21 protein-coding genes are annotated in these 18,010 nt (G+C 69.5%); 15 read left to right on the forward strand and 6 right to left on the reverse strand.

Annotated features, from left to right (window positions below; genetic code table 11):
• Positions 1 to 20: 20 nt before the first annotated feature.
• The 3 genes from OG289_RS32225 (at position 21) to OG289_RS32235 (ending at position 2,183) form a co-directional block, all read left to right on the forward strand.
• Entirely contained in the window at positions 21 to 605 is a 585-nt protein-coding gene (locus OG289_RS32225) for a hypothetical protein (RefSeq protein WP_327317558.1), read from the forward strand.
• Positions 606 to 613: 8 nt separating this feature from the next.
• Entirely contained in the window at positions 614 to 1,228 is a 615-nt protein-coding gene (locus tag OG289_RS32230) for an OmpA family protein (RefSeq protein ID WP_327317559.1), read from the forward strand.
• Between the two features lie 235 nt (positions 1,229 to 1,463).
• Complete coding sequence (locus tag OG289_RS32235; RefSeq protein WP_327317560.1) at positions 1,464 to 2,183, forward strand: hypothetical protein; 720 nt, start codon at positions 1,464 to 1,466, stop codon at positions 2,181 to 2,183.
• A gap of 31 nt (positions 2,184 to 2,214) precedes the next feature.
• Here OG289_RS32235 and OG289_RS32240 read toward each other — a convergent pair whose 3' ends face one another.
• Positions 2,215 to 2,844, reverse strand: coding sequence for a TetR/AcrR family transcriptional regulator (locus tag OG289_RS32240; protein ID WP_327317561.1), 630 nt, complete (start codon positions 2,842 to 2,844; stop codon positions 2,215 to 2,217).
• A 105-nt stretch (positions 2,845 to 2,949) separates the two neighbouring features.
• Between OG289_RS32240 and OG289_RS32245 the strand changes: the two genes are divergently transcribed.
• Entirely contained in the window at positions 2,950 to 4,002 is a 1,053-nt protein-coding gene (locus OG289_RS32245) for an aldo/keto reductase (protein ID WP_327317562.1), read from the forward strand.
• Between the two features lie 159 nt (positions 4,003 to 4,161).
• Here the strand turns inward: OG289_RS32245 and OG289_RS32250 are convergent, their stop codons facing one another.
• From OG289_RS32250 to OG289_RS32260, 3 genes are all read right to left on the reverse strand, one after another.
• The gene (locus tag OG289_RS32250; RefSeq protein WP_327317563.1) at positions 4,162 to 4,335 is read right to left on the reverse strand and encodes a hypothetical protein; all 174 of its coding nucleotides are present in this window, start codon (positions 4,333 to 4,335) and stop codon (positions 4,162 to 4,164) included.
• A gap of 10 nt (positions 4,336 to 4,345) precedes the next feature.
• Positions 4,346 to 4,714, reverse strand: coding sequence for a hypothetical protein (locus OG289_RS32255; RefSeq protein WP_327317564.1), 369 nt, complete (start codon positions 4,712 to 4,714; stop codon positions 4,346 to 4,348).
• Positions 4,715 to 4,907: 193 nt separating this feature from the next.
• On the reverse strand, positions 4,908 to 5,516 hold the full coding sequence (locus tag OG289_RS32260) for a dihydrofolate reductase family protein (protein ID WP_327317565.1): 609 nt from the start codon (positions 5,514 to 5,516) through the stop codon (positions 4,908 to 4,910).
• Positions 5,517 to 5,598: 82 nt separating this feature from the next.
• Between OG289_RS32260 and OG289_RS32265 the strand changes: the two genes are divergently transcribed.
• The 7 genes from OG289_RS32265 (at position 5,599) to OG289_RS32295 (ending at position 13,612) form a co-directional block, all read left to right on the forward strand.
• Positions 5,599 to 5,985 carry a DUF192 domain-containing protein gene (locus OG289_RS32265; protein WP_327317566.1) on the forward strand — a complete coding sequence of 129 codons (387 nt, stop codon included), beginning with the start codon at positions 5,599 to 5,601 and terminating at the stop codon, positions 5,983 to 5,985.
• Between the two features lie 147 nt (positions 5,986 to 6,132).
• Positions 6,133 to 6,933: a class I SAM-dependent methyltransferase gene (locus tag OG289_RS32270; protein ID WP_327317567.1), complete on the forward strand. Its 801-nt coding sequence runs from the start codon at positions 6,133 to 6,135 to the stop codon at positions 6,931 to 6,933.
• An 806-nt stretch (positions 6,934 to 7,739) separates the two neighbouring features.
• Positions 7,740 to 8,513: an isoprenyl transferase gene (locus OG289_RS32275; RefSeq protein WP_079660025.1), complete on the forward strand. Its 774-nt coding sequence runs from the start codon at positions 7,740 to 7,742 to the stop codon at positions 8,511 to 8,513.
• Between the two features lie 348 nt (positions 8,514 to 8,861).
• Complete coding sequence (locus tag OG289_RS32280) at positions 8,862 to 10,187, forward strand: PhoH family protein (RefSeq protein WP_327317568.1); 1,326 nt, start codon at positions 8,862 to 8,864, stop codon at positions 10,185 to 10,187.
• Between the two features lie 441 nt (positions 10,188 to 10,628).
• Positions 10,629 to 11,303, forward strand: a complete 675-nt coding sequence (locus tag OG289_RS32285; protein WP_327317569.1) for a transglycosylase SLT domain-containing protein — start codon at positions 10,629 to 10,631, stop codon at positions 11,301 to 11,303.
• Between the two features lie 71 nt (positions 11,304 to 11,374).
• Positions 11,375 to 12,091 (forward strand): transglycosylase SLT domain-containing protein, encoded by a 717-nt coding sequence (locus tag OG289_RS32290; protein WP_327317570.1) that lies wholly within the window; start codon positions 11,375 to 11,377, stop codon positions 12,089 to 12,091.
• A gap of 141 nt (positions 12,092 to 12,232) precedes the next feature.
• Entirely contained in the window at positions 12,233 to 13,612 is a 1,380-nt protein-coding gene (locus OG289_RS32295) for an AI-2E family transporter (RefSeq protein ID WP_327317571.1), read from the forward strand.
• Positions 13,613 to 13,687: 75 nt separating this feature from the next.
• Here the strand turns inward: OG289_RS32295 and OG289_RS32300 are convergent, their stop codons facing one another.
• The gene (locus OG289_RS32300) at positions 13,688 to 14,224 is read right to left on the reverse strand and encodes an alkyl hydroperoxide reductase (protein ID WP_327317572.1); all 537 of its coding nucleotides are present in this window, start codon (positions 14,222 to 14,224) and stop codon (positions 13,688 to 13,690) included.
• Between the two features lie 6 nt (positions 14,225 to 14,230).
• Positions 14,231 to 14,785 carry a peroxiredoxin gene (locus tag OG289_RS32305; protein WP_327317573.1) on the reverse strand — a complete coding sequence of 185 codons (555 nt, stop codon included), beginning with the start codon at positions 14,783 to 14,785 and terminating at the stop codon, positions 14,231 to 14,233.
• A 133-nt stretch (positions 14,786 to 14,918) separates the two neighbouring features.
• Here OG289_RS32305 and OG289_RS32310 point away from each other — a divergent pair, with 133 nt between their 5' ends.
• From OG289_RS32310 to OG289_RS32325, 4 genes are all read left to right on the forward strand, one after another.
• Entirely contained in the window at positions 14,919 to 15,878 is a 960-nt protein-coding gene (locus OG289_RS32310; protein WP_327317574.1) for a LysR substrate-binding domain-containing protein, read from the forward strand.
• 220 nt (positions 15,879 to 16,098) lie between these two features.
• Entirely contained in the window at positions 16,099 to 16,998 is a 900-nt protein-coding gene (locus tag OG289_RS32315) for a MarR family transcriptional regulator (protein ID WP_327317575.1), read from the forward strand.
• A gap of 163 nt (positions 16,999 to 17,161) precedes the next feature.
• On the forward strand, positions 17,162 to 17,548 hold the full coding sequence (locus tag OG289_RS32320; RefSeq protein ID WP_327317576.1) for a roadblock/LC7 domain-containing protein: 387 nt from the start codon (positions 17,162 to 17,164) through the stop codon (positions 17,546 to 17,548).
• Between the two features lie 4 nt (positions 17,549 to 17,552).
• Positions 17,553 to 17,981: a hypothetical protein gene (locus OG289_RS32325; RefSeq protein ID WP_327317577.1), complete on the forward strand. Its 429-nt coding sequence runs from the start codon at positions 17,553 to 17,555 to the stop codon at positions 17,979 to 17,981.
• Positions 17,982 to 18,010 lie beyond the last annotated feature (29 nt).

Genomic DNA, 18,010 nt, shown 5'->3' on the forward strand with positions numbered 1-18,010 from the left:
GTGCACAAGGAAGCGAAGTGATGAGCATGCGGTTCACTGCGAAAGTCCGCAGGGGGATGGTCGCGCTGACCGCCGTGGCCGGGCTTGCACTCGGCACGGCAGCTTGTGGTGGCGGGGGCGGCGACGACAACAAGAAGCCGCAGAGCTCGTCGTCTGCGTCCAAGGCCGGTGGATCGCAGCCGGACACCCAAGAGGGCCAGTCCGAAGAGCCGTTGGCCGAGCTGAAGGGACCGAGCGGACTCCTTCTCCGGATCACCTCCGCCGTACGCGATTCGGGCGGCTTCGTGACCGTGAACGGTGAACTGAAGAACGACGGTTCAGAAGTGGCTGTGATTCCCTTGGAGTTGAGCGGCAACGAGACCGAGATCATGAACAACGGAAGGTCCCTCGGCGGCGCCACCCTCGTCGACTCCAAGAGCAAGAAGCGCTACTACGTCCTCCGCGACACCGAAGGCCGCCCCCTGACGACCACGGGCTTCTCGACCCTCAAGGCCGGCGAATCCATCGACGTCTTCCTGCAGTTCCCCGCGCCCCCCGCGAGCTCGACCGACGTCACCTTCCAACTCCCGCTGTTCCCCAGCGGGGTCATCAAGATCTCCGGGTGAGGGCGGCCATGACCCCACGTCTCACTCTGGTGGTGGCCACAGCCGCCCTCGTGATCAGCGGGATGGCGCCCGCCGCGCGGGCCGACACCACCCCCAGCGTCCCCCCGGGCACCGAACCCACCGCCTCCGCCCCCGTGGAGGTCGACCCCAACGACCCCGACCTCAAGCTTCCGGAGGGCGGCACCCTCGCCGAGCCCAAGGTGCTGGACATCAAGCAGGTCGTCGAGGACGAGTCCGGCGACGAACGGCGGGAGGACACCAACGCGGACGTGACGTTCGCCCTCCAGGCCGAGGTCCTCTTCGGCAAGGACAGCGCGAAACTCGGCGCGGAGGCGCAGGCCCGTATCGCCACGATCGCCGCCGAGATCAAGAAGCAGAACACCACCGTGGTCCGCGTCTTCGGCTTCACCGACAACCTGGGCTCCTCCGCCCACGGCGACGTCCTGTCGAAGCAGCGGGCGGACGCCGTCCAGGCCGAACTCGCGGGCGAGCTGAACGACCCGAACGTCACCTTCGAGGTCCGCGGCTACGGCGAGCAGTACCCCATCTCCGACAACTCCACGGAAGAGGGCCGCAAGAAGAACCGCCGTGTGGAGGTCACCTTCCCGCGGACGACGAGCTGACCCTCACCCTGGCGTCTACGCAGCGGACGCTGTCTCGCACAGCTCGGTCATGTCGTCGGCGTCGGGAGTGATGTGCCGCGGCGGCGTCCCCTTCGGCGTCGCAGCAGCCGTACAAGCGGGTCGCCCTCGGTTGCTACTGTTCCCGCGACTCCTCCGCCCCGGAATCCAGATCACCCTCGCCCGGGACATCCGGAGCCGCTTCGGGCAGCGGGTCGGCGACGAAGGTTCCGCGGCCGTGAACAATCAACTCCTCGACTACCTCGCCCAGCGCGGACGCGCCCTCGCCGACTGCACCCAGGCCGATGCAGACACCTGGTACGCAGGCGGCTACACCGCCCGGCGCCTCACCCACTCCTTCCTCCGCTGGGCCATGCAGTCCAAGCACATGCCGACCGTCACCATCCCGCACCGCTCGACGGCGAATCCCGCGCCGATCACCCAGCACCAGCGGCTCTCACTGCTGCGACAGCTCGTGAACCACGACGACATCCCGCTCCAGGATCGCGTGGCCGCCCTCCTTGTCCTCCTCCACGTCCAGCCGCTTACGCGGATCACCAGACTCAGCAGCGACGACGTCCAGCACGAGGGCGGCAAAGTCCTCGTCCGGGTCGGCGACCCACCGTCGCCCGTTCCCGCCCCGTTCGACGGAATGCTGCTCGACTACCTGGGGCAGCGACCGAACACCAAGACCGCGACCAACCCCGATGCCCGATGGCTCTTCCCCGGCCGCCGGGCCGGACAGCCCATGACCCCGGAAGCCATGGCACCTCGGCTCCGCCGACTGGGCTTCCCGACCCGGCCAGGACGCACAGCGGCGATCCGCCAACTCGCCCTCCAAGCCCCGGCCTCAGTGCTCGCCCGGACGCTCGGCCACAACGACGACCACACCACCCGTCTCGCCGAAGAGGCCGGAGGAACCTGGAAACGTTATGCCCCCGGAGATCACGCACGGTGACCCGCGCTCAGCGACGGATGCGGGAAGCCGGTCACGCACGACCTTCGTCGCCCCGCAGGTACGCTCCCGCACGCGCTGCAGCCACTGCGGCCCCGGCGGCCTGGTCTGCGGCAGCTTCGTCGAGGCGGTCGCTGCTGGTCAGCAGGCGGTAGTAGAGGGGGGCGGAGACAGCACGGATCACCTCGTGGACATCGGTGCCCTCGGGCACCTCGCCCCGGTCGATGGCCTGTTGGACGCAGGGTGCCCACTCCTTGACGCGGATGTCGTAGAAGCGGTGCAGGGCCTCGGCGGTCTTCGCCTCGCAGGTGGCGGCGGCGATCACCGCCTTGAACAGCGCTCCTTGCCGCGGGTCGGCCAAGGTGCGCTGCACGAGCCGGGCGTTGGCCTTGAGGTCACCGAGCAGCGAGCCGGTCTCGGTACGCGGCAGTGACTGCTCGGCCATGTCCAGCAGCAAATCGGCCACCAGGCTGGTCACCGTTCCCCAGCGGCGGTAGACGGTGGTCTTGCCCACCTCGGCACGGCGCGCGATGTCGGCGAGGTCCAGGTGGGCAAAGCCATGCTCCGCCAAGGCGTCCCCAGCCGCCTGCAGCACCGACGCCCGCACCCGCGCCGTGCGCCCTCCAGGACGGACGGTCCCCGGATCCGCACCCTCAAACCCCATAACGGGACTCCAGTTTCGTTAATCACTCGCACCTGCTACGTTGAGGCACACGCTAACGGAACTACAGGACCATTAGCCAGGTCAGGCGACGAGAGAGGAACAGCCATGGAATACAGGCGGCTGGGCGCATCCGGCCTCAAGGTCCCCGCACTGAGCTTCGGTGCCGGCACCTTCGGCGGCCAAGGGCCGCTGTTCGGTGCCTGGGGCAACACCGATGCGCAAGAAGCACGCCGTCTCGTGGACATCTGCCTCGACGCCGGGATCACGATGTTCGACACCGCCGACGTCTATTCCAGCGGGGCCTCCGAGGAGGTGCTGGGCGAAGCGATCAAAGGCCGCAGGGACCGGGTGATCGTGTCCACCAAGACCAGCTTGCCGATGGGCGACGGCCCAGGCGATGCGGGCTCCTCTCGTTCGCGCCTGATCACCGCATGTGAGGACGCCCTGCGCCGGCTCGGCACCGACTACATCGACTTGTTCCAGCTGCACGCCTTCGACGCCGGCACGCCGATCGAGGAAGTCCTGTCCACACTCGACGATCTCGTACGAGCAGGGAAGGTCCGCTACCTCGGCATCTCCAACTTCTCCGGCTGGCAGGCGATGAAGTCCCTCGCGAGCGCGGAGAGGTACGGCCACCCGCGCTATGTCGCACATCAGGTCTACTACTCCCTCATCGGCCGCGACTACGAATGGGAGTTGATGCCCCTCGGGCTCGATCAGGGCCTCGGAGCCCTCGTCTGGAGCCCCCTCGGCTGGGGACGGCTCACCGGCAAAGTCCGCCGCGGCCAGTCGCTACCGGCCAACAGTCGACTGCACCACACCGCGGACTACGGCCCGCCGGTGGAGGACGAACACCTCTACCGCGTGGTCGACGCCCTCGACGAGATCGCGCAGGAGACCGGCAAAAGCATTCCGCAGATCGCCATCAACTGGCTGCTGCAGCGACCGACCGTCTCCTCCGTCATCATCGGCGCCCGCGACGAGAACCAGCTTCGCCAGAACCTCGGTGCCGTCGGCTGGATGCTCACGCCCGAGCAGATGGCGAAACTCGACGCGGCGAGCGGCAAGACAGCGCCCTACCCGTACTTCCCTTACCAGCGCCAGGAAGGCTTCGCCCGCCTCAACCCACCAGCTGTCGCGTCTCCGCCCGCCGCATGACATCCGCGTCAAGTAGCTGGAGCGGTACAGCCGCGAGTCCCAGACTCGGACTGGGGGCTGCCTCGCTCAACGCCTGCCCGGGCCTGGACAGCTGCGGTGACGGTCTCTCCCCCTGTCCGCCAACTTGTCGGCACGACCACAGACGGTCACCAGGGAACCTCATGCAGAGAGCAATACGCGACAGCCGAATACGCGAGGTCGCTTGGCCTGCATGCCCGTGCGGGCGTTCTCCGCAGCGGTCTTGAGCGCGTCCACGCTCTTCTTCCAGTCGGAGACCGCGGTGCCGAGCTTGTCGAGGTCGACCTCGACAAGATCCGTGTACGTGAAGGCCACCAGGCTGCTCCTACTGGAAGTACTTGCTGATCTCGGACACGGACAGGGCGGAGCCGTCGGCGCCGAGGAGCACGGCCCCGATCTTGGTGTCCTCCTCGGGGTGCAGCTTCTTGCTGAAGTCGAGGTGGTCGGAGATGTGCGCGCAGGCCTGGAGCACCGTTTCGAGCTGCGACGTCCAGATGTCGACGGTCGTCTCCAGCGCTCCGCCCGACGCGAAGCCGTTCGACTTCAGCGTGGCGGCGGCCTGCTTGGTGGACCCCACGCCTTCCTTGTTCGCACCGGCGCCCGCGATGTCCGCCCCGGACTGCAAATCCTCGAAGAGGGTGTGCGCGTCGTGGCCGACCGGCGCCGAGGTCGTCCTGGTTGACCACCAGGTCACCTCCGGCGCCGCCGCCGCCCCTGTCCGCGGGGAACTGGTTCCAGCCGCATCGGCGTCGAATGCCGATCGGCCGTGTCGGCCTTCAACTGCTCCCACTCGTCCCAGGCCATGCCCCTCTGCTCCTCCCCGTGACCCAACCGCAGTCCTTTGCAGGGACTTTGATCGAATCAAGGGAGTGCAAAGCGGTGATCGCCTACACGCCCTCGGCTTCTGTACCGGCCACCACGTCTTCTCCACGCGCGCGCCGGTAGTGCAGCAGTGCGACCCCGTTGCCGAAGGTGTGGGAGTCGACGAGGTCGAGGGGCGTCGTGGTGTCGGTGTGGGGGAACAGGGGTGTGCCGCGCCCGATGAGGACCGGGTGGACGTACAGGCGGATCTCGTCGACGAGGTCGTGGCGGAGGAAGGCCGAGGCGAGAGCGGCCCCGCTGAGGCCCAGGTCGCCGCCCGGCTCCCGCTTGAGGGCGTTGACCTCGTCGGGGACGACCTCCCGGACGATCGTCGTGTTCCAGTCGGCGTGCCGCAGAGTCTTGGAGTACACGTACTTCGGGATGTTCCGCCAGATGCCGGCGAACTCGACCATGGGCGCGGTGACTTCGGCGTCGGGGTCGATGTCGGCCGTGGGCCAGAACCCGGCCATGAGGTCGTAGGTGACCCGGCCGTGGAGCAGACCGCCCAGCCCGCGGACGATGTCGTTGAAGTGCTGGTGGAGTTCTTCGTCGACGCGATGCCAGGAGATGTCGCGGTCGGGGCCCTCGATGTACCCGTCGAGGGACACCGACATCATCAGGACGATCTTGCGCATCAGGCACCTCGCCGGCTCGGCGTACGGGCGGACTCACCGGACGGTGGGAAGGGTAGGCCGTAGAGGACGCGAAAGGTGGGACATGAGGCGTTGGCGTGACGGGCGGGGTCGGTTGACGGTGCACGGGGACGGCGGGGCGATCGTGACCGTCCCGCTGGAGGTCGCCACCTCCTACCGGGCTCGCACGAAGGGCCTGCTGGGCCGGGACTCCGTCGACGGCGCGCTGTTACTGTCCCCCGCTTCCGGTATCCACACCTTCCGCATGCGCATCCCCATCGACGTCGCCTACCTGACCCGCGACCTCACCGTCCTCGCCGTCCGCACGATGCGCCCCGGCCGCCTGGGCCGACCGCGCCTGCGCGCCCGGCACGTTCTGGAGGCGGAGGCGGGGGTCATGGCTGGGTGGGGCGTCAAGGCGGGGGCGCGAGTCTCGGTCGAGCCGGGACGAACCGACGGGGAAGCGTCATGAGGCGAGACGGGACGCCTTCCTCGAGCGGACTTGCTCGAGCGGACTTCCTCTTGCGCCGCACCGGCCCCTCGCACCGCACCGGCCCCTCGCACCGCACCGGCAGAAAAATCGGCGGCGTCCGTGCCCTTCTTCTGTGACGATCGCCCTATGAAGGCCCACGACCACGACACGCGCCCCGGCTTCGAGGATCTCCTCGCCGAAGGGGCCGCCGTCCCCACCGACGGGTGGGACTTCTCCTGGTTCGAAGGGCGGGCCACCGAGGCTCGGCCCTCCTGGGCGTACGCGGCGACGCTGGCGGGGCGGCTGGCGCGCGCGAGCGCCGCGCTCGACGTGCAGACCGGGGGAGGGGAGGTCCTGGACTTCGCCCTCGGCCGGGCCGCCCCCGAGGCGCCCCTCCTCACCGTCGCCACCGAGGGCTGGCCGGCGAACGTCGCCAAGGCCGCCGCCCTGCTCCGCCCGCGCGGCATCGCGGTCGTCGCGTCCCCGGAGGACGCCCCGCTGCCCTTCGCGGACGCCACCTTCGACCTGGTCAGCAGCAGGCACCCGGTCCGGCCCCTCTGGAGCGAGATCGCCCGCGTCCTGGAGCCCGGCGGGACCTACTTCGCCCAGCACGTCGGCTCCCGCAGCGTCTTCGAGCTCGTCGAGTACTTCCTCGGACCGCAGCCGGCGGCGGTGAGCAGCGCCCGGCATCCCGACCGGGAGCGCGCCGACGCCGAGGCGGCGGGGCTGGAGATCGTCGACCTGCGGGCGGAACGGCTGCGGGTGGAGTTCCACGACATCGCGGCCGTCGTCCACTTCCTGCGCAAGGTGGTGTGGATGGTCCCGGGCTTCACGGTGGAGGCCTATCGACCCCGGCTGCGCGCCCTGCACGAGCGGATCGAGGCCGACGGTCCGTTCGTCGCGCACAGCACCCGGCACCTCTTCGAGGCCCGCAAGCCGACCGGCTGACCCCCGCGGCCCTCCTCCAGCGGCCGCTCCTCCCGGAGCGTCTCCTTCGGCGGCCCTGCCTTCGGCGGCCCTGCCTTCGGCGGCCCTGCCTTCGGCGGCCCGGCCCCTCCTCCGGCGGCCTCCGCCGCGCTTCCCCCGAGGCCTCCCGTCGGCTTCACTCTCCCCACCCTCGGCCTCCGCGGAGTTTCCGCATCGTTATCGCGAACGGTTCACATCCGGTGTCGCCCTCAAGTAAGTTCAAAGCCAGGTAATTCGCGTGAGCAAAGCTGCGTGGACGTCACCGCGCAGTGGAGGGGGCTGCGCGGTGACCCCGCGTCAAGGTGCCGTTCGTAGCCGGGTTAGCCCATCAGGGGACGTCCGGACAGGTGACCGACCGCGGCCCGAGTCGCTCCAAAACCTCTACTTCTCCCGACAAACCGCACCATTCCCCTGGGAATCCGCCGAGTTTCGGCCATGAACCACCCATGAGTCACGGCTCAAACGGCCACCGGCGCGTCGCCGGATGACTCCGGAGAGTAGTTTTGGCGCGCCGATGCATGCAGCATCACTTACGAAGGGTTATGGTGGAAACCCCCCCTCGGGCCGGTCCGTCTCCCCCCCACGGACCGGCCCGTTTTTTTGTGCCTCCATGCGGCTCCCTCGCGCCCTCCCCCCTGCCTGCTCCCTCCCTGCTCCCCCTGCTCTCCCCCTCCCCCCGCGCCCGGCCGCTCTCCGCCGTCTCCGCCCACCCCGCTCAACGGCCCAAGCCCCGCAGGGGTAGGCTGCGCCCCGCGGGGACCGCACCGTACGGAGGGGCTGACAATCACGTGAACCTGCGCGACAAGCTGCGCGGCCTTCTGGTCAGGCTGTACGCACGCCGGGTGGAAGGCCACCTGGACCACGCTCAGGTGCCCAAGCACATCGGCGTCATCATGGACGGCAACCGGCGCTGGGCGAAGGCCGCGGGTTCCACCACCGAGCACGGCCACCGTGCCGGTGCCGACAAGATCGAGGAGTTCCTCGGCTGGTGCACCGAGACGGACGTCGAGGTCGTCACCCTCTGGCTGCTGTCGACGGACAACCTCGACCGCCCCCAGGAGGAACTCGTCCCGCTCCTCGGCATCATCGAGGACGTCGTGCGCACCCTCGCCGCCGACGGCCGCTGGCGTGTCCACCACGTCGGCACCCCGGACATCCTCCCCTCCCATGTGCAGACCGCGCTGAAGGAAGCCGAGGAGTCCACCGCCCACGTCGACGGAATACTGGTCAACGTCGCCATCGGCTACGGCGGCCGCCAGGAGATCGCCGACGCCGTGCGCTCGATGATCGTGGACGCGGCGGACAAGGGCACCTCGATGGAGGACCTCGCCGACTCCGTCAGCGTCGATCTGATCGGCCGCCACCTCTACACCGGCGCCCAGCCCGACCCCGACCTGGTCATCCGCACCAGCGGTGAGCAGCGGTTGTCCGGATTCATGCTGTGGCAGACGGCCCATGCGGAGTACTACTTCTGCGAGGTCTTCTGGCCGGCCTTCCGCAAGGTCGACTTCCTGCGCGCCCTGCGCGACTACGCGGCCCGCCACCGGCGTTACGGCGGCTGACGCGGCCGGACCCCCCGGGGTCGCCAGGGATCGCCGGCGGGTCTCCAGGGGCTGAAGCAACGAAGGACGTAACGAGGAGTTCACCGGCGCGCCGTCATATGCCGTGGCATGGCGGCGCATGTTCGAGGGCATAAGCCAAGCAGGTCGACGCCCGAACCACGGGTGTCGGATCTCAGCGGACGGCACGGGGCCGTCCGCCCGGGAGGCCCTTTTGCACCAGCCCGACCGTGCGGTCACGGCACGGAAGAAGCAGCGGGGGGCCGGTTCTCGGCCCGTGCAGGGCGGCCGACGACCGGTCCAGCTCCACTCCGTCGCTCCCCGACCTCATCCGAGGGGGTACGTCCTTCCGTGGTGACCAGCACAAAGCGCCGTATGCCAGACCGGCGCACCTATGTTCTCGACACCAGCGTCCTGCTGGCCGACCCGAACGCCATGACCCGCTTCGAGGAGCACGAGGTCGTGCTCCCCATCGTCGTGGTCACGGAACTGGAGGCCAAGCGGCACCATCCCGAACTCGGCTACTTCGCCCGGCAGGCGCTGCGTCTGCTGGACGACTACCGGGTGAAGTTCGGTCGCCTCGACGCCCCGATCCCGATCGGGGAACTCGGCGGCACCGTCCGTGTCGAGCTCAACCACTCGGACCCCAGCGTTCTGCCGACCGGCTACCGCCTGGGGGACAACGACTCCCGCATCCTCGCGGTCGCCCGCAATCTGCAGGCCGAGGGGTTCGACGTCACCGTCGTGTCGAAGGACCTCCCGCTCAGGATCAAGGCGTCCTCGGTCGGGCTCCTCGCCGAGGAGTACCGCGCCGAGCTCGCCATCACGGGCTCCTCCGGCTGGACCGGAATGTCCGAACTGACCCTGTCCGGCGAGCAGGTGGACATCCTCTTCGAGGAGGGGCACGCCTATGTGCCCGAGGTCGCGGACCTTCCCGTGCACACCGGTCTGACCATCCAGTCGGAGCGCGGCAAGGCCCTGGGCCGGGTCACCGCCGACGGCAACGTCCGGCTGGTGCGCGGCGACCGGGAGGCGTTCGGCATCAAGGGCCGCAGTGCCGAGCAGCGCATCGCGCTCGATCTGCTGCTCGACCCGGACGTCGGGATCCTGTCGATGGGCGGCCGGGCCGGCACCGGCAAGTCGGCGCTGGCGCTGTGCGCGGGTCTGGAGGCGGTCCTGGAGCGCCGTCAGCACCAGAAGGTGATGGTCTTCCGGCCGCTGTACGCGGTGGGCGGGCAGGAGCTGGGCTATCTGCCCGGTTCCGAGGCCGAGAAGATGGGCCCCTGGGCACAGGCGGTCTTCGACACGCTGTCCGCGGTCACCAGCCGCGAGGTCATCGAGGAGGTCACCGCGCGCGGCATGCTGGAGGTCCTGCCCCTGACCCACATCCGGGGCCGTTCCCTCCACGACGCCTTCGTGATCGTCGACGAGGCGCAGTCGCTCGAACGGAATGTGCTTCTCACCGTTCTGTCCCGGATCGGTGCGAATTCGCGGGTCGTTCTGACCCACGATGTGGCGCAAAGGGACAATCTGCGAGTCGGGCGATATGACGGTGTGGTCGCCGTCGTCGAGAAACTGAAGGGGCACCCGCTCTTCGCGCACGTGACGCTGAATCGGTCCGAGAGGTCCCAGATCGCGGCGCTTGTGACCGAAATGCTGGAGGACGGGCAGATCTGACGGATCTGAGAGATCTGACCCTGCTCGGACAACTTCATTAACACTGATGGTGAGTTGGCGCCGTCCGGCAAAGACAGTGAGCCTAGCCGGGCGGCGCCTTCGCGCGTGGGCCTTTCGTGAAATCCCTGGGGGCAAACAAGATGTGAGCTTTCACACGCAACTCGGAATTGCCCTGCGCGGCTGGGTTACGGCAGAGTCTCATTCCTGTCAGGCCCCGCATACGACACAGCTGTACCCCCAGCCACACAGAACCACCTGAGCTTCACCCCTCAACTCCATACCGACCGTCGTATGCCGCCCGAGCACCACACGGCGCTCCCGTACCGGGAGTTGCCCGTCGGGCCCGTGTCTCCTGTGACCCCGCAGTTCGGAGACCAGCGTCAAGGGCACGATTGCGTCCGCCAGGGTCACCGAAGCGGGCGATGCTGGAAGGAAAACCGTGTGAGCCGGATCTCGGTCCGGGGATTCGCAGTGGCCTCGGCCACGGCGGTCACCGCTGTCGGAAGTGTCGTCGGCGTTGCCTCGGGCAGTGTTGCGCAGCCCAACGACGCAGAAGCGACGGCAAGCGACGCGACACTCCTCGCCGACCTGCCTGTGGGCCAGCAGGCCCAGGTGCAGACGGCGTCCCTCGCGCAGCAGGCCAGCTACCAGGCCATCGCCGCAGACGAGGGCGCGAAGAAGGACGCCGAGGAATCGGCCCGCAAGGCCGCCGCCAAGACGGCCGTCGCGAAGAAGGAGGCCGCCGAGAAGGCGGCCAAGGAGCGCGCCGAGGCCAAGACCAAGGCCAGCCGCAGCGCGGGCGACTTCCCGATCCTGAGCTCCTACTCCGTCGCGCAGATCCAGGCGATGGCGGCGCAGATGGTGCCCAGCGGCCAGTTCCAGTGCTTCAGCAACATCGTGGACCACGAGTCCAGCTGGAACTACCACGCGGTCAACGCCTCCTCCGGTGCCTACGGTCTCTTCCAGGCACTGCCCGCCGGCAAGTACGCGTCCGCCGGTTCCGACTGGCAGACCAACCCGGCCACCCAGATCAAGTGGGGCCTGAACTACATGGACAGCCGGTACGGCAGCCCCTGCGAGGCGTGGTCGTTCTGGCAGGCCAACCACTGGTACTGAGCAGTCCACGCGGCCCTCGGCCGTTGATCCCCCTCACCTGACCACCTGATGACTCAGCAGAAGGAATCCGTGTGAGCCGGATATCGGCCCGGGGCTTCGCCGTGGCCTCTGCCACCGCCGTCACCACTGTCGGCGCCGTCATGGGCGTCGCCCAGGGCAGCGTCGCGCAGCCCAACGACGACGCCGAGGCGACGGCGGGCGAATCGACCCTCCTCGCGGACTTACCGGTAGGCCGGCAGGCCCAGGTACAGACCGCCTCGCTGACCCAGCAGGCCTCCACCCAGGCCATCGCCGCGGACACCACCGCCCGGAAGTCGGCGGAGGAGACGGCCCGCAAGCAGGCGGCCAAGGACGCGGTCGCCAGGCAGAAGGCCGCCCAGGAAGCCGCGGACAAGGCGAAGGCCGACCAGGAGGCCAAGGAGCGCGCCGAGGCGGAGACCAAGGCCGCCACCGCCTCGACTGTGGACGCCGGCAGCTTCGCCCAGCAGTCCTCGTACACCGTGGCCGAGGTCCAGGCCATCGCGCGGCAGATCGTGCCCGCCGACCAGTTCCAGTGCTTCAGCAACATCGTGGACCACGAGTCCACCTGGAACTACCAGGCCGTCAATCCCTCTTCCGGCGCCTACGGTCTCGTCCAGGCCTACCCCGGCTCGAAGATGTCGTCCGCCGGCGCCGACTGGCGCACCAACCCGGCGACGCAGATCAAGTGGGGCCTGAACTACATGAACGAGCGCTACGACAGCCCCTGTGGCGCCTGGGACTACTGGCAGGCCAACGGCTCCTACTGAGCCGGCGCCACCTCTTCCGCTCAACCTCACGCAGCCCCTCCCCGTCATAAGGGGAGGGGCTTTCGCCCTGTACGGTCGGTACGGCCGGGACCGACGACTCCAGGGGGAGTTGTGGGGAGAGACGGGGGAAGAGGACGGATCATGTCGCGAGTGCCAGGGTGGCTCGGCCGGCTGGGCGCCGGTCTGACCGAGATGGGTGAGCGGCTCGACGAACGGCGCGCGGAGGTCGAGCGGGAGAGCGAGGGCGCCGAGCCGGAACCGTCGCCGACCGACGTCGCCGCTTTCGCCGAGGTGCCTGTCGAGGCCGAGGAACTTCCGCCGCCCGTTCCGCGTCCCGATCCCGTGCACGCCGTGCCGTGGGGGGTGCGGGTCGCCGCCGAGGCCGGCTGGCGGCTGCTGGTGCTCGCCGGGACCCTGTGGGTCCTGATCAAGGTCATCAGCGCGGTGCAACTGGTCGTCATGGCCTTCGTGGTCGCCCTGCTCCTGACCGCGCTCCTCGAACCCACCGTGGCCCGGCTGAAGCGGCTCGGTGTGCCCGGCGGGGCCGCGACCGCGATGACGGCGATCCTCGGGTTCGTCGTTATCGGCCTGATGGGCTGGTTCGTGACCTGGCAGGTCATGGCGAACATCGACAACCTCTCCGACCAGGTCCAGGACGGCATCGACGACCTGCGCCGCTGGCTGCTCAACAGCCCCTTCCACGTCACCGACAAGCAGATCAACGGCATCGCCCAGAACCTGCGCGACGCGATCGGCGACAACACCGACTCGATCACCTCGGCGGGCCTGGAGGGCGTCACGGTCGTGGTCGAGGCGCTGACCGGCATCCTGCTGGCGTTCTTCTCGACGCTCTTCCTGCTCTACGACGGCAAGCGCATCTGGGAGTGGACGCTCAAGCTGGTCCCGGCCGCCGCCCGGCCGGGCGTGGCGGGCGCGGGTCCGCGGGCCTGGGCGACGCTCACGGCGTATGTGCGCGGCACGGTGATAGTCGCGCTGATCGACGCGATCTTCATCGGCCTCGGCATCTACTTCCTCGATGTGCCGATGGCCGTCCCGCTCGCCGTCTTCATCTTCCTGTTCTCGTTCATCCCGCTGGTCGGCGCGGTCGCCTCCGGCGCGCTGGCGGTCGTGGTCGCGCTGGTCACGCAGGGCGTGTTCACCGCGGTGATGACCCTGGCGGTGGTGCTGGCCGTCCAGCAGATCGAGGGCCACATCCTCCAGCCGTTCATCCTCGGCCGGGCGGTACGGGTCCACCCGCTGGCGGTGGTCCTGTCGGTCGCGGCGGGCGGCATGGTGGCCGGCATCGGCGGCGCGATCGTGGCCGTGCCCCTGGTGGCCGTGACGAACACGGTGGTCGGCTACCTGCACACGTACTCCCGCGAGCAGGCGCTGCGGCACGCGCCGCGGCCACGGGGGGCCACGGCGGCCGGTGTCGCACCGGTGGCCGCCCCGGCCGCCGCGCCGCAGAGCGGGGAGCCGGAACCCCCGGCAGACGACGTTCCGGTCACGACACGCAGGTGAACCTCACGTCGAGCAGGGCCCGTCGGCGATCGGCGGGCCCTGCTCGACGTGAGGCGAAGTGGGGTGGGGTGCGGATCAGATGTCGGCGAGAACTGCTTCCGCGTCCAGCGTCACACCGACCGCCTGGATCACCGAGGCGATCTTGAAGGCCTCCTGGACGACCTCACGGCCGACGCCCGCCTTGCGCAGCACCTGCTCGTGCGAGTCGAGGCACAGACCGCAGCCGTTGATGGCGGAGACGGCGAACGACCACAGCTCGAAGTCGACCTTCTCGACACCGGGGTTGCCGATGACGTTCATCCGCAGACCGGCCCGCAGGTTGCCGTACTCGTGGTCCGACAGCAGATGCCGGGTGCGGTAGAAGACGTTGTTCATCGCCATCACGGCGGCGGCGGACCGGGCCGCGGTGTACGCCTCGGGCGAGAGGTTCGCCTTGGCCTCCGGCGCCAGCTCACGCAGCACGAGGGGGGAGCGCGAGGCGATCGCGGTCGCCAGCACGGTGCCCCACAACTGCTGCGCGGGGAGCTCGGAGTTGCCGATGACCGAGCCCAGGTTGAGCTTCAGGTCCTTGGCGTAGTCCGGTATCGAGGACTTCAGCGCGTCCAATGACATGTCAGGTCACTCCCCGGCCAGCAGCTTGACCGGGTCGAGGGTGTCCTCGCCCCTGGTCCAGTTGCAGGGGCACAGTTCGTCGGTCTGCAGGGCGTCCAGAACCCGCAGGACCTCCTTGGGGTTACGGCCGACGGAGCCAGCGGTGACCATCGTGAACTGGATCTCGCGGTGGGGGTCGACGACGAACACGGCGCGCTGCGCGAAGCCGTCCTCACCCTCGATGCCGAGGTCGCGCATCAGCTCGTGCCTGGAGTCGGCCAGCATCGGGAAGGGCAGGTCGGTCAAGTCCGGGTGGTCCTTGCGCCAGGCGTGGTGGACGAACTCGGAGTCGCCGGAGAAGCCGAGGATCTGCGCGTCACGGTCGGCGAACTCCTCGTTCAGCCTGCCGAACGCGGCGATCTCGGTCGGGCAGACGAAGGTGAAGTCCTTGGGCCACGCGAAGACCACGAGCCACTTGCCCTCGTAGGACTTGTGGTGGATCTGCTCGAACTCCCTGCCCTTCTCCAGTGAGACGCAGGCGGTCAGTTCGAACTCGGGGAACGTGTCACCGACAGTGAGCACAGGCTCTCCTTGCAGCGAAGGAGCGTCCGGATCGCGGACGCTTCCCTTGGGTTGGACGGTCTCGATCGTGGCACAAGGTGCATTGATTCAGGAAATGGCTACACTCGATAGAGTTGATCGGAGGTAGTTATCAGTGACTGCAGGTAACATTGGGGCCAAGAGGCGCCCGCCCAGCCTCGCTCAGCTGCGGGCCTTCGCGGCCGTCGCCGAGCACCTGCACTTCCGGGACGCGGCCGCCGCGACCGGCATGAGCCAGCCCGCCCTGTCCGGCGCCGTCGCCGCCCTGGAGGAGACCCTCGGGGTCACCCTGCTGGAGCGTACGACCCGCAAGGTGCTGCTCTCGCCGGCCGGCGAGCGGCTCGTCGTACGGGCCAGGGCGGTGCTGGGGGAGGTGGAGGCGCTGATGGACGAGGCCGAGGCGGTACGGGCCCCCTTCACCGGAGCGCTGCGCCTCGGTGTCATCCCCACCGTCGCGCCCTACCTCCTGCCGGCCGTCCTGCGCCTGGTCCACGAGCGCTACCCGCACCTCGACCTCCAGGTCCACGAGGAACAGACCGCCAACCTCCTCGACGGCCTGCACACGGGCCGACTCGACCTCTTGCTGCTCGCCGTCCCGCTCGGCGTGCCGGGAATCGTCGAACTTCCCCTCTTCGACGAGGACTTCGTGCTCGTCACCCCCCTCGACCACGAGCTCGGCGGCCGGGAGGGCATCCCGCGCGAGGCGCTCAAGGAGCTCAAACTGCTGCTCCTGGACGAGGGGCACTGCCTGCGCGACCAGGCCCTCGACATCTGCCGCGAGGCAGGACGCCGGGACGCGCCGGTGACGACCACGGCCGCCGGGCTGTCGACCCTCGTCCAGCTCGTCGCCGGCGGCCTCGGCTGCACGCTGCTGCCACGCACCGCCGTCACCGTCGAGACCAGCCGCAGCGACCGGCTCCGCACCGGCTCCTTCGCCGCCCCCGCCCCCGCCCGCCGCATCGCCTTCGCCATGCGCACGGGCGCGGCGAGGGGCGCGGAGTACGAGGAACTCGCGGGCGCGCTGCGGACGGCGCTGCGACCGCTGCCGGTGCGGGTGCTGGGCGACGAGGAGTGACGGCGAACGGCGGCGGACAGCGGCGATTTGAGGTCCGTCAATCGGTCAAATGGGCGCTGCACAAAGAGAATTGAGTCCAGCGACGGAGCAATTTCCGTCAGCTGGAGGCAGGTCGGAAATCCCTCGCTGGGATATGCGCCCGGACTGATACACATTCCCTCCTCAGCGCTACGCGTCAGGCGTATGTGCGACATGCGTGTACGACATGCCAAGGGGAGTGATGTCGGGCTACGAGCTGCTGGCACGCGACCTCGCCGCGTGCGGCCGGGACGGCTTCACCGGAGAAGTGCGCGTGTCCGGCTCGCCCGGCGGCACCTTCCATCTGCACGGCGGGCTGGTCGTCGCGGTCGAGTCGCCGGGCGCGCCCGCGCCGGAGGCGCTGCTGCTGCGTTCCGGCCGGATCGGCGGCGAGGAGTGGGCCGGGCTGGTGCGCGAGTCCGGCGGCGCGCGCTGGCCGGCCACCGGGCTGATCGCCCACGGCTACGCGGGGGCCGCCCAGCTCAGGGTGGTCTGCGCGATGGCCCTTCAGGACGCCACGTTCGCGGTCGTCGCGGGCGGCGTCGACGGCTGCGAACGCGGTCCGGCGAACGGACCGCCGCCCGCCTCGGTCACCGTCGGCGAACCGCCCACCCGGCTGCTCCAGGAGGCGTCCCGCAAGCTGCGCGCGCTGCTGGCCCTGCCGTACCCCGTGAGTCCCGACCGGGAGCGGCCCGTGCCCGCCTCCCTCTCCTACGTGGCGGCCCGACTGGGCGTTCTGCAAAGGGAGCTGCTGGCCCACGCGGACGGCCGGCGCACCGCACGCGACCTCGCCTTCCGTACTGGGCGCGGGGTCTACACCGTCACCGTCGAGGTGGCGCGGATGCTGGGCGAGGGGCTCCTGGAGTGCGTGGACGCGCCCCGCCCGATCCCGGTCCGGCTGCCCCCCGACGGACACGGCGTACGCCCCCGCGAACCGGCCCCGCCCCCGCCGCCGCAGTCCTCGCAGCCGTCGCCCTCGGAAGCGGCGGCCCTGCCCCGCCGTCGGCCCGGCGCCAGCGGCATCAACGAGGCCCTCATGACGGAACGGAACGGCACCGGCTGGAAGGAGTTCTTCCGCCTGCGGAACCCGACGGCGAAATGACAGCCCTACGAACAGCCGACGACCCGCCCCACCACACGGCCCACCACACGGCCCACCACCCGCCCCACCAACCGACCCACGAACAGCCGTGATCCGCCCCGAGAACAAGCGCCCACAGATACCAGACGGTCAGATGCGAACAGAATTCAGGGGAGTTGCGCCCATGGACCACAAAGCCCTCGCACGGGAGATGCGCGGCCTGCGCGAGCAGGTGACCGGCATCACCGACACCGCGGTCGCGGCGGCCGACGGGCTGCTCATCGCCGCCGACACCGACGGCTCCATCGATCCGGAGGGTCTCGCCGCCCTCGCCGCGGCCGGCCTCGGTCTGGCCCGCCGCACCGCCGAGGCGACCGCCCGTGGCGCCCTGCACCGCACGGTGACCTACGGCAGCCACGGCTGCGCCGCGTTCTACGCGGTCGGCGACACCGCGCTGATGGTCGTCCTCGCGGACGAGGGCATCGAGGTGGACCGCCTGCACCGGGCGACCCAGCCGGCCCTGCGCCGCATCGACCTGATTCTCACCGAGAAAGCTCCCGAAGGAGTCTGAAGGGATGGCGACGAAGCGTATGACCCCCGGCTTCTCCGACCAGGTGATGGGCCTGGTCAAGTCACTGCGTACGGATGCCCCGGACTGCGTCGCCTCCGGCGTCGTCGACATGGCCACCGGCATGCTGCTCTCCTACGAGACCGTCGACAACCACCCGCCCGAGGTCCTCGACCTGCTCGCGGGCGCGACGCTCGACCTGTTCCAGGGCCGTACGGTCGTGATGATCGAGGACGTCTTCAAGGAGCGGCGCGGGATCCAGAGCGACAACCACTTCTTCCAGGAGATCCTCGTCAACAGTGACAACCTCACCCACCTGTTCGTGCGGATGACCGAGCAGCAGGACGTCGTCGCGGTGGTCGTCTGCCGCAAGTCCGTCAACGTCGGGATGCTGTTCGCCCAGGTGCGCAGGGTGGTGCGGGAGTACCAGCTCTGAACGCGAACGGTCCCTCCCCGAGTCGGGGA

The organism is Streptomyces sp. NBC_01235, from assembly GCF_035989285.1.
Taxonomy (GTDB): Bacteria; Actinomycetota; Actinomycetes; order Streptomycetales; family Streptomycetaceae; genus Streptomyces.

Bases quoted from the DNA above. Each gene is read 5' to 3' on its own strand.
- OG289_RS32225 (WP_327317558.1), top strand. From the start codon at position 21: ATGAGCATGCGGTTCACTGCGAAAGTCCGCAGGGGGATGGTCGCGCTG.
- OG289_RS32230 (WP_327317559.1), top strand. From the start codon at position 614: ATGACCCCACGTCTCACTCTGGTGGTGGCCACAGCCGCCCTCGTGATC.
- OG289_RS32240 (WP_327317561.1), bottom strand. From the start codon at position 2,844: ATGGGGTTTGAGGGTGCGGATCCGGGGACCGTCCGTCCTGGAGGGCGC.
- OG289_RS32245 (WP_327317562.1), top strand. From the start codon at position 2,950: ATGGAATACAGGCGGCTGGGCGCATCCGGCCTCAAGGTCCCCGCACTG.
- OG289_RS32260 (WP_327317565.1), bottom strand. From the start codon at position 5,516: ATGCGCAAGATCGTCCTGATGATGTCGGTGTCCCTCGACGGGTACATC.
- OG289_RS32265 (WP_327317566.1), top strand. From the start codon at position 5,599: ATGAGGCGTTGGCGTGACGGGCGGGGTCGGTTGACGGTGCACGGGGAC.
- OG289_RS32270 (WP_327317567.1), top strand. From the start codon at position 6,133: ATGAAGGCCCACGACCACGACACGCGCCCCGGCTTCGAGGATCTCCTC.
- OG289_RS32295 (WP_327317571.1), top strand. From the start codon at position 12,233: ATGTCGCGAGTGCCAGGGTGGCTCGGCCGGCTGGGCGCCGGTCTGACC.
- OG289_RS32300 (WP_327317572.1), bottom strand. From the start codon at position 14,224: ATGTCATTGGACGCGCTGAAGTCCTCGATACCGGACTACGCCAAGGAC.
- OG289_RS32315 (WP_327317575.1), top strand. From the start codon at position 16,099: ATGTCGGGCTACGAGCTGCTGGCACGCGACCTCGCCGCGTGCGGCCGG.
- OG289_RS32320 (WP_327317576.1), top strand. From the start codon at position 17,162: ATGGACCACAAAGCCCTCGCACGGGAGATGCGCGGCCTGCGCGAGCAG.
- OG289_RS32325 (WP_327317577.1), top strand. From the start codon at position 17,553: ATGGCGACGAAGCGTATGACCCCCGGCTTCTCCGACCAGGTGATGGGC.